15 protein-coding genes are annotated in these 14729 nt (G+C 61.6%); 8 read left to right on the forward strand and 7 right to left on the reverse strand.

The annotated features are described in order from the left end of the window. Nucleotides 1–34: 34 nt before the first annotated feature. The 3 genes from ACQ4WP_RS22320 to ACQ4WP_RS22330 all read left to right on the forward strand — a co-directional run bounded on the left by ACQ4WP_RS22320 (nt 35) and on the right by ACQ4WP_RS22330 (nt 2313). Nucleotides 35–352, forward strand: coding sequence for a (2Fe-2S) ferredoxin domain-containing protein (locus tag ACQ4WP_RS22320; RefSeq protein WP_034781335.1), 318 nt, complete (start codon nt 35–37; stop codon nt 350–352). A 48-nt stretch (nt 353–400) separates the two neighbouring features. Continuing rightward, on the forward strand, nt 401–1054 hold the full coding sequence (locus ACQ4WP_RS22325; RefSeq protein ID WP_436524487.1) for an alpha/beta hydrolase: 654 nt from the start codon (nt 401–403) through the stop codon (nt 1052–1054). A gap of 113 nt (nt 1055–1167) precedes the next feature. Then, on the forward strand, nt 1168–2313 hold the full coding sequence (locus tag ACQ4WP_RS22330) for a D-alanyl-D-alanine carboxypeptidase family protein (RefSeq protein ID WP_436524489.1): 1146 nt from the start codon (nt 1168–1170) through the stop codon (nt 2311–2313). A 72-nt stretch (nt 2314–2385) separates the two neighbouring features. Here the strand turns inward: ACQ4WP_RS22330 and ACQ4WP_RS22335 are convergent, their stop codons facing one another. The 3 genes from ACQ4WP_RS22335 to ACQ4WP_RS22345 are packed head-to-tail and all read right to left on the reverse strand — an operon-like array spanning nt 2386 to nt 6326. After that, nucleotides 2386–3771: a cytochrome c gene (locus ACQ4WP_RS22335; RefSeq protein ID WP_436524491.1), complete on the reverse strand. Its 1386-nt coding sequence runs from the start codon at nt 3769–3771 to the stop codon at nt 2386–2388. Nucleotides 3772–3785: 14 nt separating this feature from the next. Next, on the reverse strand, nt 3786–5582 hold the full coding sequence (locus ACQ4WP_RS22340; RefSeq protein ID WP_436524493.1) for a GMC family oxidoreductase: 1797 nt from the start codon (nt 5580–5582) through the stop codon (nt 3786–3788). Between the two features lie 51 nt (nt 5583–5633). Further along, nucleotides 5634–6326, reverse strand: coding sequence for a gluconate 2-dehydrogenase subunit 3 family protein (locus ACQ4WP_RS22345; protein WP_436524495.1), 693 nt, complete (start codon nt 6324–6326; stop codon nt 5634–5636). Nucleotides 6327–6556: 230 nt separating this feature from the next. Here ACQ4WP_RS22345 and ACQ4WP_RS22350 point away from each other — a divergent pair, with 230 nt between their 5' ends. Both ACQ4WP_RS22350 and ACQ4WP_RS22355 read left to right on the forward strand, forming a co-directional pair. After that, the gene (locus ACQ4WP_RS22350) at nt 6557–7120 is read left to right on the forward strand and encodes a TetR/AcrR family transcriptional regulator (RefSeq protein ID WP_436524497.1); all 564 of its coding nucleotides are present in this window, start codon (nt 6557–6559) and stop codon (nt 7118–7120) included. Between the two features lie 53 nt (nt 7121–7173). Next, nucleotides 7174–8100, forward strand: coding sequence for an aldo/keto reductase (locus tag ACQ4WP_RS22355; RefSeq protein WP_436524499.1), 927 nt, complete (start codon nt 7174–7176; stop codon nt 8098–8100). Between the two features lie 3 nt (nt 8101–8103). Here ACQ4WP_RS22355 and pssA read toward each other — a convergent pair whose 3' ends face one another. Beyond that, nucleotides 8104–8844, reverse strand: a complete 741-nt coding sequence (pssA, locus tag ACQ4WP_RS22360) for a CDP-diacylglycerol--serine O-phosphatidyltransferase (protein WP_436524579.1) — start codon at nt 8842–8844, stop codon at nt 8104–8106. Nucleotides 8845–9113: 269 nt separating this feature from the next. On the opposite strand from pssA, the gene ACQ4WP_RS22365 reads away from it, so the two are divergent. After that, nucleotides 9114–10064 (forward strand): CAP domain-containing protein, encoded by a 951-nt coding sequence (locus ACQ4WP_RS22365; RefSeq protein ID WP_436524501.1) that lies wholly within the window; start codon nt 9114–9116, stop codon nt 10062–10064. 159 nt (nt 10065–10223) lie between these two features. Further along, a complete protein-coding gene (locus ACQ4WP_RS22370; RefSeq protein ID WP_436524503.1) occupies nt 10224–10805 on the forward strand; it encodes an Hpt domain-containing protein in 582 nt (193 codons plus the stop codon). A gap of 9 nt (nt 10806–10814) precedes the next feature. Here the strand turns inward: ACQ4WP_RS22370 and ACQ4WP_RS22375 are convergent, their stop codons facing one another. Beyond that, the gene (locus ACQ4WP_RS22375) at nt 10815–11015 is read right to left on the reverse strand and encodes a hypothetical protein (RefSeq protein WP_436524505.1); all 201 of its coding nucleotides are present in this window, start codon (nt 11013–11015) and stop codon (nt 10815–10817) included. 179 nt (nt 11016–11194) lie between these two features. Between ACQ4WP_RS22375 and ACQ4WP_RS22380 the strand changes: the two genes are divergently transcribed. Then, nucleotides 11195–12892, forward strand: coding sequence for a M1 family metallopeptidase (locus ACQ4WP_RS22380; RefSeq protein WP_436524507.1), 1698 nt, complete (start codon nt 11195–11197; stop codon nt 12890–12892). A gap of 24 nt (nt 12893–12916) precedes the next feature. Here ACQ4WP_RS22380 and ACQ4WP_RS22385 read toward each other — a convergent pair whose 3' ends face one another. Further along, nucleotides 12917–13219 carry a hypothetical protein gene (locus tag ACQ4WP_RS22385; protein ID WP_436524509.1) on the reverse strand — a complete coding sequence of 101 codons (303 nt, stop codon included), beginning with the start codon at nt 13217–13219 and terminating at the stop codon, nt 12917–12919. Nucleotides 13220–13225: 6 nt separating this feature from the next. Further along, a complete protein-coding gene (gene mnmE / locus ACQ4WP_RS22390; protein ID WP_436524511.1) occupies nt 13226–14605 on the reverse strand; it encodes a tRNA uridine-5-carboxymethylaminomethyl(34) synthesis GTPase MnmE in 1380 nt (459 codons plus the stop codon). Nucleotides 14606–14729 lie beyond the last annotated feature (124 nt).

Genomic DNA, 14729 nt, shown 5'->3' on the forward strand with positions numbered 1-14729 from the left:
TCATGGCGTATTGATGAATCAGCAGGAGAACAGTATGAGCGACGCACCGTATTTTGAACGCCACGTTTTTTTCTGCATGAATAAACGTGAAGACGGCCGCAACAGCTGCGGCGACCATGGCGCGGAAGCGGCGCAAAAGCATTGCAAACGCCGCATCAAGGAACTCGACATGAATGGCGCGGGCAAGATCCGCATCAACCAGGCCGGCTGCATGGACCGCTGCGAAGAAGGCCCGCTGCTGGTCATCTACCCGGAAGCGACCTGGTACACCTATGTCGACACCAGCGATATCGATGAAATCATCGATACGCACCTGGTGGGCGGCAAGATTGTCGAACGCCTCAAAATCTAAGCCCCATATTTAATCCTAATTTAAGCCTACGCCACCAGTATGAGCATCATGAACAGAAACTCGGAAAAATTTACCCTCGCCGGCCATGCAGGAAGCATGGAAGGCTTGCTCGATTTCCCGGCAGACACCCCGCGCGGCATCGCCCTCGTCGCCCATCCGCATCCGCTGTATGGCGGCACGATGGATAACAAGGTCACGCAAACCCTGGCGCGCGCGTTTGTCGCCCTCGGTTACGTGGTGGCGCGCATCAACTTCCGCGGCGTGGGCGCCTCGGAAGGCGTGCATGACCATGGCGCGGGCGAGACGGACGACATGCATTTGCTGTATCAACACATGCGCAGCCTGTACCCGGGCTTGCCCGTGGCCTTGTCCGGTTTCTCGTTCGGCACCTTCGTGCAATCGAAACTGCAGGAACGCCTGGCCGCCGCCGGCACGCCCGTCGAGCGCCTGGCGCTGATCGGCAGTGCGGCCGGCAAGTGGGCCATGGCCGACATTCCGGCCGACACCATTTTGATCCACGGCGAACTGGACGACACGATTCCCCTGTCCGCCGTCTTCGACTGGGCCCGTCCACAAGACATTCCCGTAATCGTGATCCCCGGCGCCGACCACTTTTTCCACCGCAAGCTCAATCACATCAAGAACCTCGTGATTGCGCTGTGGCATGGTGACAAGCCCGCCATCGCAGCAGATGATCATTGAAGTGTGGGCTTACTACCGTCTCCACAGCTATAATTGATCCGTTTTTTCCACGCGGCCATGTCAGTAGCAACAACATGGCCCCCAGCCTTCATCTTTTTCGCAGACCAGCCTCCATGAAAAAACTTTTAGCGGCACTGGCCTCCAGTGTATTTTTCTTTTCCGCCGCCTACGCCCAGAGCGTTCCAGCCCCGACCATCGCCGCCAAGTCCTGGCTGCTGCTTGACGCCACCAGTGGCCAAATTATTGCTTCGCAAGATCCGGACGCGCGCATCGAGCCGGCATCGTTGACCAAGATCATGACGGCCTACCTGACGTTTGCCGCCATCCGCGAAAAGAAACTGGCACTGGACCAAAAAGTGAACGTCTCCGTACGCGCCTGGAAAGTCGATTCGAGCAGCTCGAAGATGTTCATCGACCCGGCCACCCCCGTGTCGATCGACGACTTGCTGCATGGCCTGATGATTCAATCGGGTAACGACGCCGCCGTGGCGCTGGCTGAAGCCGTTGCCGGCGATGAAGGCACCTTCGTCGTGCTGATGAACCGCGAAGCGCAACGCATGGGCTTGAAAAATACACGCTTTGCCAATCCGCATGGCTTGCCTAGCCCGGATAACTATTCCACAGCGCAAGACCTGTCCGTGCTGGCCAAGCGCGTGATCGCCGATTATCCGGAATTCTACAAAATCGATTCGATCAAAAGTTTCACGTACAACAAGATTACCCAGCCTAACCGCAACCGCCTGCTGTGGCTGGACCCGACCGTGGACGGCATGAAGACGGGCCACACGGAAGCAGCCGGCTATTGCATGATCGCTTCGGCCCGCCGTCCAGGCGGCACCGGCGAGCGCCGCTTGATCTCCGTGGTGCTGGGCACCACGTCCGACCAGGCGCGTACGCAGGAAAGCCAGAAGCTGCTGAACTGGGGCTTCCAGAACTTCGATACGGTCAAGCTGTACTCGAAAGGCCAGGCCGTGGCCACGCCGGAAGTGTGGAAAGGCTCGAAAGGCACCGTGAAAATCGGCTTCGCCCGCGATGTGCTCGTCACCGTACCCAAAGGCACGGCTGCCAAGATGAAACCGGTGCTGGAACGCAAGGACCCGCTGGTCGCGCCACTGGCTGAAAACGCCCCTGTCGGCAAGCTGAAAATGATGGTTGACGACAAGGTCCTGCTGGAACTGCCTGTCGTGGCACTGGAAACCATCAACCAGGCCACGATCTTCGGCCGCGCCTGGGATTCGATGCGCCTGTGGATGAAATAAGCAGTTAGCGGTTCCCAATAAAAAATGCCCGCAATCTCTGCGGGCATTTTTTTCGTCTTGCGCTACATCAAATTACTTCAGCGGCGCATCCTTCAGGTGCGGCTTGCGCGCCACGGGCGGGAAGGTGCCGTGGCGGCCTGCCGCAAACGTCGCTTCCGTCTGCGACGCTTCCACCGGCACAGCCACCTTGCGCACCTTGGCCACCTGCGCCGCCGTCACCGGTGTACCGCGGTTGCCCCAGCTGGTCTGGATGAAGGTCACCACTTGCGCAGTCTGCTCATCATTGAAGATGTCGGCATACGGCGCCATCGTCAGCGCCGATGGCGCCGTGCGCGTGGCCGGCACGGCGCCGCCCGACAGCACGATGTTGATGGCCGACGTGGGATCATTCGTCTGCAGCACGGCATTGCCCGCCAGTGCAGGGAAGGCCTTGTCGTAGCCCTTGCCGTCGGAACGGTGGCAACCGGCGCAGCGGTCCAGGTACAACTGCGCGCCCTTGGAATTGACGACGCCGCTGAACAATTGCTTGCCCAGCTTGTCATCGGCCACGAATGCCGGGGTGGCCGGATTCGATGGCGGCAAGGACTTCAGGTATTTCGCCATCGCCGCCAGGTCGCCATCCATCATATGCTGCATGGAATGGGCCACCACGTCGTTCATGGCGCCGAACGAGGCCGTATGGCTGTTGCGGCCCGTCTTCAGGAATTCAGCGATCTCGGCCGCGCTCCAGCGCGCCAGACCGCCGCCATGTTCATTGCGCAAGGAGGGCACGGACCAGCCGTCGATCACGCCGCCACCCGCCAGGAAGGTGGTGTTGCCCGCGTCCGTCAGCGATTTTTCCTGCATGCCCACGCCGCGCGCCGTGTGGCAGGCGCCGCAGTGGCCCAGGCCCTGCACCAGATAGGCACCGCGCAGCAATTGCGCGTCGCCGGTAACTGGCGCCTTGTAGGGCTGCGGCGTGGGGGCAAAGGCCCAGCGCCAGATGGTCAAGGGGAAACGCATCGACAATGGCCACGGAATGTCGGCCGCCTTGTTTGGCGTCGGGTCCGCTTTCACGCCATGCATGAAGTAGGCGTACAGGGCTTGCATGTCCGCCTCGCTCAGGCGCGAATATGACGGGTAGGGCATGGCGGGATACACGGTGTAGCCGTGTTTCGTCACGCCAGTGCGCATCAGCTTGTCGAAATCGGCAAAACTCCAGTCGCCGATACCGGCCTTCTTGTCGGGCGTGATATTGGTGGAATACACCTTGCCGATCGGCGTTTCCATGCCCAGGCCGCCGGCGAACGGCTGGCCCTTGGTGCCGGCCGTATGGCAGGCGATGCAGTCGCCCGCGCGGGCCAGGTATTCGCCCTGGCGTATCAGCTGGGCGTTCGGGGTGGTGGTGGCAGACAGGGCGGTGCCGGAAGCGAGCGCCAGCAACAGCGCGCCCACGGTGGTGGTGAGTGTGTTGTTCATCTTCTTGTTCTTTATCAAGCGACCAGGGGACGGGGATCTTTCAGGTATTGCTCGCGGATGGCCTTGGCCGACCAGTAGGTCAGCGCGCAAGCGAGGCCCGTCGGGTTGTAGCCGATGCCGACCGGGAACACGCTGGAGCCGACGGCAAACACGTTGTGCACGTCCCAGCTCTGCAGGTAGCGGTTGACGACGCTGGTCTTGCGGTCCGCGCCCATGGCCGTGCCGCCCGCCCAGTGGGTGGTCTGGTAGTTGCGCAAGTCGAGGTGGTCGCCCACGCTCTTGACGGAGACCTTGATCGCTTCCGGATTCATGGCTTCGGCCACCTTCATCATCTTGTCAGTGACGAAACGGCTCATCTTGATATCGTTTTCCTTCCAGTCGAAGGTAAAGCGCAGCAATTGCTGGCCATACTTGTCCGTGTAGGTCGGGTCGAGGTCGACATAGCAATCGCGGTAAGTCATGTTGGCGCCATGACAATCGAACGAGACCGTGTTCAGGTAGCTCTTCTTGACGGCCTTTTTCCAGGCCGAACCCCAGGCGGGCGTGCCATCCGGCGTGGCGATACCGGAGATGGGCTTGGAGCCGGCCGGGTTGCACCAGGCGGGCGAACCGCCCACGAAGCCCAGCGGGCCATGGTCGAAATTGTCGCCATTCCAGTCATCGAGCGCGACACCGGTGCCGCCGGCGCCGATGAAGGGATTGGTGTTCGTGTCTTCCTTGAAGAAAGTCTGGATGGTGGACATCATCTGGTAGGCGATATTGCGTCCCACCACGCCTTCATTGCTGACGGGATCGTATGGCTTGCCTATGCCCGACAGCAGGAACAGATGCGCATTGTTGTAGGCAAAGGCGCTGGCGATGACCAGGTCGGCCGGTTGCTCGACGGCCTTGCCGTCCGCATTGATATACGTCACGCCGGTTGCGCGCGCTTTGCCACCTTTGCTGCCGTCGAGATTGATGCGCACAACGTTGCAATTGGCGCGCAATTCAAAATTAGAGACCATGCGCAGGGCCGGCATGATGTTGACGTTGGGCGAAGCCTTGGAATAGTTGTAGCAGGCGTAGCCGGAGCAGAAACCGCAGAAGTTGCACGGGCCCATCTGGCAGCCGTACGGGTTCGTGTACGGCCCGGAGGCGTTCGACGAGGCATTGACAAACGGGTGGTAGCCGACGGCCTTGGCCGCGCGGCGGAACAGTTCAGCCGTGTACGGCACTTTTTGCGGCGCCAGCGCGTAATTGTCGGAGCGGTCGCCCTCGAACACATTGCCGTCGCCGACGACGATGCCATTGACTTTATACGCCTGGCCCGAGGTGCCGAAGACTTTCTCGACGAAATCGAAGTGCGGCTCCAGCTCGGCGTAGGTCACGCCAAAGTCCTGGATCGTCATGCCTTCGGGAATGAATTTTTTGCCATAGCGACGTTCGTAGTGGCTGCGGATTTGCAACTCTTCCGGCAAGACGCGCCAGTGCATACCCGACCAGTGCAAGCCTGCGCCGCCCACGCCCGTGCCGGGTTTGAACGCGCCGATCTGGCGGTACGGCACGGCCACGCCGGTGATGCTGTGGCGGAAGGTAAACGTGCTCTTCGACATATCCTGGAACAGCTTGCTGCGCTGGATGTAGGTCAGCTCGTCGAGGGTCTTCGGATAGGCGCCGTCGGGATAGGTGTCGCGGTACTCGCCGCGTTCCAGCGCGACCACGTTCAGGCCCGCTTCCGTCAATTCCTTGGCCATGATGGCGCCGGTCCAGCCGAAGCCGACAATCACGGCATCGACAGGTTTCATTTTCAAATCTGGTTTGATATCACTCATGATGGTTTTTCTTTTTCTTTGATCTGGTACAACAACATTGCGGTTACAGGCTCAGGCAATCGACACGGGAGGAAGGGGGTATTTTTTCCCGTACTGTTCCACCCAATCCATGTAGTCGGCGCGGGCGCCGGGGAAACCCACCATCTTCCAGGCCAGCATGTCCTTGTTACCGCCGTGCACGGGGTCGCAAAAGTATCCTTCGCGTGTGTTTTGCAGCAACTGGTTGAAGAAGATTTTCGACGGCACTGCGCCGATGTCCAGGGTGCCCTTTTGCAATTGCGTGATGACGACGTCGCGCTCGGCCCCGTTCAGCTGCACGAAAGGCTTGCCGGACTGCTTGTTGACGGCCGTATTCACGCCGGCCAGGGCGCTCTGGTACAGCTCGCGCGGCGCCATGTGGAACTGGTAGCCGAACTGTTCGATCGAGGGCACGAACGGCCCCTGCATGTACCACAGCGCGCCATACGCATAAGGCGTGTTCATCTGCGAGTCGATGAATTCATGCACGCCAGACTCCAGTGCGCCCGGCCCTTCGCCGTCGGCGGGAATCAAACGGTCAACCAGTGCGCTCAGGGTGGCCCATTCGATGGCATCGAAGAAGCGCGGTGTATAGGCAGGCTGGTCCTTGGAGACGGCCATGGCCAGGCCGCCGCCGGCACCGGCCAGCAAGGCCACGGCAGGCGCTGCGCCGACGGCCTTGCGCAGGAAGTTACGCCGATGGGGCGAAATCCCGATGATTTTCATAGGTTTTCCTCAGGCGGCACGAGCCGCCACAGTGATGGATGTGGGAGTCAGAAAGAAAATGCGGGTACGCGCCGCTGAGATTGCAGATTTCACGTAGAGATGACTGGAGTATCGCGGCGCCGCGCATCCACCTGTCGGTTAATTGACCAAGATGATTGACAAGCAGTTGCTTTGCATTTACGGTGCGCATCGTACCATAATTAAAAAAAACATTCAGAGACAGGCTCAACGTGATTAAAAATGCAGCAGCGCCGCGTGGACGTCCGCGCAAGGCGGGCGTGGAAGATGCGGTGCTCGAAGCGATCGTCATGCTGGTCAGGCAACATGGGCTGGAAGCGGTAACGATACAGATGGTGGCCGACGCTGCCGGCGTGGGGCGCCAGACGATATACCGGCGCTGGCCGCGGCGCGAAGACATGCTGCTCGACGCGCTCGTCAAGCGCACGGCGGAAAAGCTGCAGCGCGCGCTCGACATGCCGGATGGCCAGGAAATCGAGGCGATCTGCGCGCGCATCTTCGACAACTTGAACGCCGATGGCCGCTTTACCTGCGATTTATTGGTGCTGATCCACAACGATGCGGCGGCGCAGCTGCGCTTTCGCGAGCAAATCGTCGCGCCGTGGATCACCCTGGTGGTGCAGCGCCTGGTCGAGATCGGCGTGCGCGCCGATCTCGACCTGCGCCTGTTCGCCTTCATGCTGCAGTCGGCGCTGGTGTACCAGATGCAACTGGGCGGTCAGCTCGACGATGCCTTGCAGGAGCGTTGCTGCCGCTTTATCCGCAGCATGCTGTAGCACTGGATATAATCGTGGCGTAACCTTCTTCGCCACCACCAGAAAGCCAGCCCATGAGCCATGTATTTCCCACCAGCCTGCAAGCGCCACGCAGCCGTTTAAGCAGCAACGGCCCCGAACTGTCGCGCATCGTCGCCGGCATGTGGCGCATCGGCGAGTGGAATATGTCGGCGCAGCAGCGCCTGGCCTTCATCGAGCAATGCCTGGCGTTGGGCGTATCGAGTTTCGACCATGCCGATATCTATGGCGACTACAGCGCCGAAGGCCTGTTTGGCGAAGCGCTGGCCCTGCAACCGGGCTTGCGCGACAAGATGGAGCTGGTCAGCAAATGCGGCATCAAGCTGCTGTCGCCCCACCGTCCCGGCCATGCCATCCAGCACTACGACACGAGTGCGGCGCACATCACCAGTTCCGTGGAACATACCTTGCGCCAGCTGCACACGGACCGCCTGGACTTGCTGCTGATCCACCGTCCCGATCCGTTGATGGATTTCGACGAGATCGCCGGCGCGTTCACCCAGTTACAACAAGCGGGCAAGGTGCTGCACTTTGGCGTATCGAATTTCAGCCGCCACCAGTTCGAGTGCCTGCACCGGCGTTTCCCGCTGACAACAAACCAGGTGGAGTTTTCACCGCTGCACGTGACGCCCCTGTTCGACGAAACCTTCGACGGCTTGCAGGATATGGGGGTGGCGCCGATGATCTGGTCGCCGCTGGCCGGCGGCAGGCTGTTCCAGGGCGGCGATGCGAATGTGGAGAACTTGCGCAATGTCATCAAGCAGATCGCCGACCAGCTGCAGCGCCCGTTTGCCAGCGTGGTGTTTGCCTGGATCATGCAACTGCCTTGCCGTCCCTTGCCGCTGACGGGCACGGGCCGCATCGAGGCCGTGGGCGTGGCCGTGGAAGGCACGCAATTCACGCTCAGCCGCAGTGACTGGTTCGCCATCCTGCGCGCCGCGCGCGGGCACGAGGTAGCTTAAAAGTTAGTCAATCTCGTCCGGATCGTTAAATACCTGCGGCAAGGCAATGCCCCGCCAGCCCAGGTACCAGGCCAGGTTCAGCGCCAGGGTGGCGGCGATGTAGACGGCGAAGAACAGCGCGAAGAAGCTGGTCTTCAGCCACACCAGCAGGGCGATGGCAACGATCACCACCAGCAGCGCGGCCAGGCTTTTCTTTTGCTTGGAGCTGGGGAAACGCAAGGTCGACACCATCAGGCTGCCCACGCCCACCAGCAGCAGCATCAGCAGATAGCTGTGCAGCATGGAATCGATGGGCGCCGGCCACGCCACCACCACGGCCGCCACGCAGGCGGCACCGGCCGTGATCGGCATGCCGACAAAATACAGCGGGTCGGTATGCCCCACATTCACATTGAAGCGCGCCAGGCGCATGGCGCCGCAAGCGACAAAGAAAAAACTGGCCATGCCGCCAAAGCGCAGCAGCAGCGGATCGTGCACGCCCATCTGCACAAAGCCGTAGCAGTACAACAAGACGGCCGGGGCGCAGCCGAAATTCATCACGTCGGCAATGGAATCGAGCTGCACGCCGAACTGCGAACTGGTGTTCGTCAGCCGGGCCACATAGCCGTCGAGCGCATCAAACACCCCGGCCAGCACCAGCAGCGCCGCGGCCAGGCGATAGGCATCCGCGTCGCCCACCGCGGCGTTATCGACGGAAATGACGATACTGGCAAAACCGCAGGCTATCGACAGCAAAGTCACCATGCTGGGCAAGGCGTACTTGGCGCGCTGCAGGCGCGACTTGGGCAATGTGTTCAAATTTGTGGGCAATCAAAGTAGCTGGAATGAGGCAATGCAGCGGCAAACGCTGCGCTATGCTCATTCTACCCTGCGCAGCCGTGGCACCGCCTCCGCACGAGCACGCGACATATCTTTTCATGGATGCTCTACGACAGATCAAAATGCCTTAGAATCGTTTCACAGGGCAGCACACCGGCCCCCACCTCTGTCCGCCTACCTATACAGGAGTCAACTTGACTGTCTCGTCACTGCGTTGGAAACACTGGATACCCGCCATGCTGAGCGCGGCACTGCTGAGCGCCTGTGGCGGCGGCGATAGCGGCAACAAGACGTCGCTGAGCACATCGACCCCGGCCGGGCAGCTGACACAGGAGCCGGGCGCTCCCGTCCTCAGCAACAATATTGCCACCGATGGTTTCAACTGGTTCAACTACCGGCGCAGCCAGATCGGCCTGTCGCCAATGGTACGCAATGGCTTGATCGACAGCGCGGCCCTGGGCCATTCCAACTACTTGAATCTCAACAGTACGGTGGCGCACGAACAAGTGCTGGGCAAGCCCGGCTTTACCGGCGCCAAACTGGGCGACCGCCTGGCCAGGGCCGGCTACGTCGTCACGTCGCTGCAGGGCGAAGTCATCGCCGGCGCGAGCAACACGTCCGGCTTTTACCTGGCCGAAGAGCTGGTCACGGCCATCTATCACCGCTTCGTCATTTTCGAGCCGCTCTTCAAGGAAGGTGGCGCGGGCGCGGCCGTCAGCGGCGCCGGCTATGCGTATTTCACCACCGACCTGGCCGGCAACCGCAATTATGGCCCCGGGCTGGCGGCGGGACAGATCGTCACCTATCCCTTTGGTGGGCAGCAGAAGGTGGCCGTCAGTTTTTCCAGCGATAACGAATCACCCGATCCCGTGCCGAACCAGGACGTGGTCGGCTACCCGATCAGCGTGCATGCCAACTACGGCGCCACCGTCAGCGTGACGGCGTTCAGCGTGCGCCAGCGCGGTGCCGGCACGGACTTGACGGTGCGCCTGCTCACGAGCGGCAACGATGCACACACGCCGGTATCGGCCGCGTCCATCATTCCGCTGGCGGCCTTGACGGCGAACACCAGCTATGACGTGAGTTTCATCGGCAAAGTCAATGGCGCCGACGTCACGCACAGCTGGTCATTCGCCACGCGCTAACCCTGGCATCCCTCGCCAAGCGGGCGCAGTGTCGAGGGCGACTGGATGTAAAATAGCGGTTCCTGCTTTACTGACATTGACAAGTTTTGGGGCTCTCTGCACAGCATGCTGAAACCACACGCCACTTGCGATGATGATGCCGCCGTAGCAGCATCCGACATGGTCCGTATTCTCGATGTTGAGAACGGACTGGGCCGCATTATGGGCGACCGCATCCTGTACCTGAAAATCCTGCGCCGCTTCCTGCATGACCACGGCACCACGCCGTGCCAGATCCGCGCCGAATTCGACGCCGGCAACTATGCCTGCGCGCGCCTGAAAGCGCATACCCTGAAGGGCGCCGCCGGCATGATCGGTGCGCGCCACGTGCATGGCCTGTCGGCAACCTTGGAGTCGGCACTGCGTGCGCAGGCGCCCGATCTGGCCCAGCAGATGCTGCAGCTGGAACTGGCGCAAGATCAATTGCTCGGTGCGGTCAGCAGCATGCTGGGCACGCTGGAAGCGACCCATACGGCGGCGCAGGACGTGGCGCCCGATCCTGCCGCGCCCGCCATCCAGCTGCTGCTGGCGCGCCTGGCCAGCCATCTGCGCGAAGGCGATGGCGCGGCCATCGACATCCTGGAAAACTCGGCCAGCCTGCTGGCCGCCAGCCTGGGCGTGCACGTCTACCAGGAAGTGGCGGCCGCTGCGCATGAGTTCGACTTCGACGGCGCACTCGCGGCGCTGCTGCGGCGCCGCTGATTACCGAACTCAAGGGTGGTATTGCGCCTCTTCCGCATAAGCCATGCCGCAACTCTTGCCGCAAAAGCGGCGCACGGCGTCGAGCGGCTTGTCGCAATACCAGCACGCGCCTTTTGGCGGCAAGCTGGCGATCAATTCCGGTATGGCGGGCATTGGCCGCGCCAGTACCCCATATTCGCCCTGCACGATGTGCGGCTGTTTGCTGTCCATGGCGCTTCCTTTCCTAGCGGCACTTCAAGGCCGCTCAGCAAGATTACGTCAGCGCAGTTTGCAGCCCATGACATTTCTCAACGGCGGCCACGCTTGCCCCATAGGCACGCTGAAATTTCCAAACGACAACGTTGTCACTTAACACTACAATCAGTGTTCCGTTCACTTGCGCTTTCGCCATGAAACACATCCCTCTGCTGCTCTCCTGCTTGCTGCTCAGCGCCTGCGCCACGCGCGCGCCCACCGCCTACACCCTCAATTCGGGCGCCGAACGCACGCCGGAACAATTGGCGGTGGTGTTCGAACACGCCGACCTGACCCTGCGCATCGACCCGGCCAGCCGCAGCATCGCCGGCGATGCGCGCCTGACCTTCCTGGCGACGCAGCCGATCTCGCGCTTCGCGCTGGACCTGGACCGCAACCTGCCGGTCGATGCCATCGAAGTCGACGGCAAGACGCTGCGGCCACAGGACTATGCCAACCCGGACGGGCGCCTGAGCATGACCTTGCCGGCCACCATCGCGGCAGGTGCGCGCACCACCATCCGTATCGTCTACCATGGCGTACCGCACGTCGCCGTGAAAGCGCCGTGGGATGGCGGCATGGTGTGGTCGAGCACGACCGATGGCGCGCCGTGGATCGCCAGCGCCGTGCAAGGCGAAGGCTGCGACCTGTTCTGGCCCTGCATCGACCATCCGATGGGCAAGGCCCAGCTGATCGACCAGCACATCCAGGTACCGGCGCCGCTGGTGGCAGCAGGCAACGGCATCGCGCTCGGCATGGATGAGGCCGACGGCTGGCGCACCTGGCACTGGCGCGCCAGGCATCCGAGCACCTATGGCATCGCGCTGAACGTGGCGCCCTACCGCAGCCTGCAGGGCGAGTATGCGAGCCGCTACGGCAACCGCATCCCCCTGCAGTTCTGGTACCTGCCGGAAAGCGAGGCCAAGGCAGGCGCCCTGTTCGCGGAATTGCCGCCCATGCTGGATTTTTTTGAAAGCGTCATCGGCCCCTACCCGTTTGGCGATGAAAAAGTAGGCATCGCCGAAACGCCGCACAAGGGCATGGAACACCAGACCATCAATGCCTATGGCAACAAATTCGCCAAAACCAGCTACGGCTACGATGAATTGCTGCAGCATGAATTTGCCCATGAATGGTTCGGCAACCAGTTGACCAACAGCAACTGGGACGATATGTGGCTGCACGAAGGCTTCGGCACGTATATGCAACCCCTATATATGCAGTATCTGCGGGGCGAGCAGGAATACTTTGCTTCGTTGCAGCAAATGCGCGCCGGCATCGTCAACAAGGCGCCCATGGTCTCGGGCAAGCCGAAAAGCGAGGAAGAGGTCTACGACCTGAAAAAGGGCGGGCCGGGCGGCGACATTTATGTGAAAGGGGCGCTGGTGCTACACACCTTGCGCGGCCTGATCGGCGACGAGGCCTTCTTCCGCGCCGTGCGCCTGCTCGTGTATGGCACTGAACATCCGCAGCCGGGCCACTTCCAGCCGCGCTATGGCAGCACCAAGGAATTCATGGCCATCGTCAACAAAGTCACGGGCAGCAATTACGACTGGTTCTTCCAGGCCTATCTGTACCAGGCGGCATTGCCAGAGCTGTCCGCCGTGCGTGACGGCGGCACCTTGCGCCTGCTATGGAAGACGTCTGCTGACATCGCCTTCCCGATGCCGGTGGAAGTGCGTATCGGCAAGGAAATCCATACCGTTTCCATGTCGCTGGGCTTTGGTGAACTGCCCCTGCCGGCTGGCGCCACTTACACGCTCGACCCGCACTCACGCGTGCTGCGCCGCGCCGAGCATATCGAGACGTTCCAGAAGTTCAGGGGAGAACAGGCCAAGCGCAAGAAGAGCTGAGGCGCCGCAGGCCGGGGGCGGCCGCTATTTCCGGAAACTGCGCACCGCGTCATTGGCATTCTCGGCAATGACTTTTTGCAGCGTCGGCTGTTGCGCATACTTGGCGGACAGCCGTTTCCACTGGCGTTGCGCCTGGCCGCAAGAGCTGGCCACGGCTTGCGTGATCTCGCGCTGGCGCGCCTTGTCGTGCTCATCCCATTCGCCGGCAAAATGCTCGCACATTTGCGCATGCTCAATGAACTGCGCCACGTCGCGCGGCAACTTTTCCTGCGCCGTCGCCAGCAAGGGCAGACAGCACAGCACGCAAGCGAGCAGTCTTTTCATCATGTCCCCTTACTTGCCGATGCAAAAACGGCTGAAGATCACGCCCAGCAAATCGTCAGGTGAAAACTCGCCCGTGATGCTCGACAGCTGCACCTGCGCCAGGCGCAGTTCTTCGGCGAACAGGTCGAGCGACTGGTCGTCCTGCGCCGCATGCGCGGCAGCGATGTTCAAATGCTTGCCGGCCGATTTCAAAGCGATCAAATGACGTTCGCGCGCCAGGTACAGCGATTCGCCCGTCTGCTGCCAGCCGGCGATGCGCAAGAGCTCGGCGCGCAGCAAATCGATGCCGATGTGCTCGTGCGCCGACAGATACACGTGCGTGGCGTCGGGCAAGCTGTCGACGCCGGGCTTGTGGCCGGAGAGGTCAATCTTGTTCCACACGCGCACCACGGGCACGCCTTCCGGGAAGGCGGCGACGATGGTTTCGTCGGCCAGGGTGGGGCCATGGTCAGCGTCAAGCAGGTGCAGGATCACGTCCGCCTTGCCAATCTCGCCCCAGGTGCGTTCGATGCCGATGCGCTCGACGGCGTCGATGGTGTCGCCGGCGCTGCGGATGCCGGCCGTGTCGATGATGTTGAGCGGAATGCCCTCGATCTGGATGGTTTCGCTGACCTTGTCGCGCGTGGTGCCGGCGATCGGCGTGACGATCGCCACATCGGCGCCCGCCAGCGCGTTCAACAGCGACGATTTGCCCACGTTGGGTTGACCGGCCAGCACGACATTGAGGCCTTCGCGCAGCAGCGCGCCCTGCGCCGCCTGGGCAAACACTTTATGCAGCGCGTCGATGACGGCCTTCAATTGACCGCGCGCATTCGATTTTTCCAGGAAATCGATTTCTTCTTCCGGGAAATCCAGGGTCGCCTCGACCAGCATGCGCAAGCCCGTCACCTGCTCCACCAGCACATGGATGGTGTTCGAGAACGCGCCCGACAGCGATTGCGAGGCAGACTTGGCGGCCGCTTCCGTGGAAGCGTCGATCAGGTCGGCCACGGCTTCGGCTTGCGCCAGATCAAGCTTGTCATTCAAGAACGCGCGGCGCGTGAATTCGCCCGGTTCGGCCAGGCGCAAGCCGTTGTCCTTGCCCGCCTCCAGCACGCGCGCCAGCAGCAGCTGCAACACGATCGGGCCGCCATGGCCTTGCAATTCCAGCACGTCTTCGCCCGTGTACGAATGCGGGCCCTTGAAGTGGATGGCGATGCCCTGGTCGATGATGCTGCCGTCACTTTCCGTGAATGGCAGGTAGGTGGCATGGCGCGGTTTCAGCTGCTGTGCGCCGAACAGGGCCATCATCAGGGGAGCGAGGTTTTTGCCGGAGGCGCGTACCACGCCGATGCCGCCGCGTCCGGGTGCGGTGGCAATGGCGGCGATAGGGGAAGAGTCGAGTTTCATGGGGTAATTGTAGTGTATTCGGGAAAGGCTGCAGGAGCCGCGCTATTGTCAGCGACAAACAGGTGCACATGAAGGGGGCGCTCAGTGGAAAGCCGACAAAACCCACTTTTTTTTGACATCGTAC

Source organism: Janthinobacterium lyxosi (genome assembly GCF_051380665.1).
Taxonomy (GTDB): Bacteria; Pseudomonadota; Gammaproteobacteria; order Burkholderiales; family Burkholderiaceae_D; genus Janthinobacterium.

What these genes read in the sequence shown, in the direction of transcription:
- ACQ4WP_RS22320 (WP_034781335.1), top strand. Translation starts at nt 35, where the DNA reads ATGAGCGACGCACCGTATTTTGAACGCCACGTTTTTTTCTGCATGAAT.
- ACQ4WP_RS22325 (WP_436524487.1), top strand. Translation starts at nt 401, where the DNA reads ATGAACAGAAACTCGGAAAAATTTACCCTCGCCGGCCATGCAGGAAGC.
- ACQ4WP_RS22330 (WP_436524489.1), top strand. Translation starts at nt 1,168, where the DNA reads ATGAAAAAACTTTTAGCGGCACTGGCCTCCAGTGTATTTTTCTTTTCC.
- ACQ4WP_RS22335 (WP_436524491.1), bottom strand. Translation starts at nt 3,771, where the DNA reads ATGAACAACACACTCACCACCACCGTGGGCGCGCTGTTGCTGGCGCTC.
- ACQ4WP_RS22340 (WP_436524493.1), bottom strand. Translation starts at nt 5,582, where the DNA reads ATGAGTGATATCAAACCAGATTTGAAAATGAAACCTGTCGATGCCGTG.
- ACQ4WP_RS22345 (WP_436524495.1), bottom strand. Translation starts at nt 6,326, where the DNA reads ATGAAAATCATCGGGATTTCGCCCCATCGGCGTAACTTCCTGCGCAAG.
- ACQ4WP_RS22355 (WP_436524499.1), top strand. Translation starts at nt 7,174, where the DNA reads ATGAGCCATGTATTTCCCACCAGCCTGCAAGCGCCACGCAGCCGTTTA.
- pssA (WP_436524579.1), bottom strand. Translation starts at nt 8,844, where the DNA reads ATGGTGACTTTGCTGTCGATAGCCTGCGGTTTTGCCAGTATCGTCATT.
- ACQ4WP_RS22370 (WP_436524503.1), top strand. Translation starts at nt 10,224, where the DNA reads ATGGTCCGTATTCTCGATGTTGAGAACGGACTGGGCCGCATTATGGGC.
- ACQ4WP_RS22375 (WP_436524505.1), bottom strand. Translation starts at nt 11,015, where the DNA reads ATGGACAGCAAACAGCCGCACATCGTGCAGGGCGAATATGGGGTACTG.
- ACQ4WP_RS22380 (WP_436524507.1), top strand. Translation starts at nt 11,195, where the DNA reads ATGAAACACATCCCTCTGCTGCTCTCCTGCTTGCTGCTCAGCGCCTGC.
- ACQ4WP_RS22385 (WP_436524509.1), bottom strand. Translation starts at nt 13,219, where the DNA reads ATGATGAAAAGACTGCTCGCTTGCGTGCTGTGCTGTCTGCCCTTGCTG.
- mnmE (WP_436524511.1), bottom strand. Translation starts at nt 14,605, where the DNA reads ATGAAACTCGACTCTTCCCCTATCGCCGCCATTGCCACCGCACCCGGA.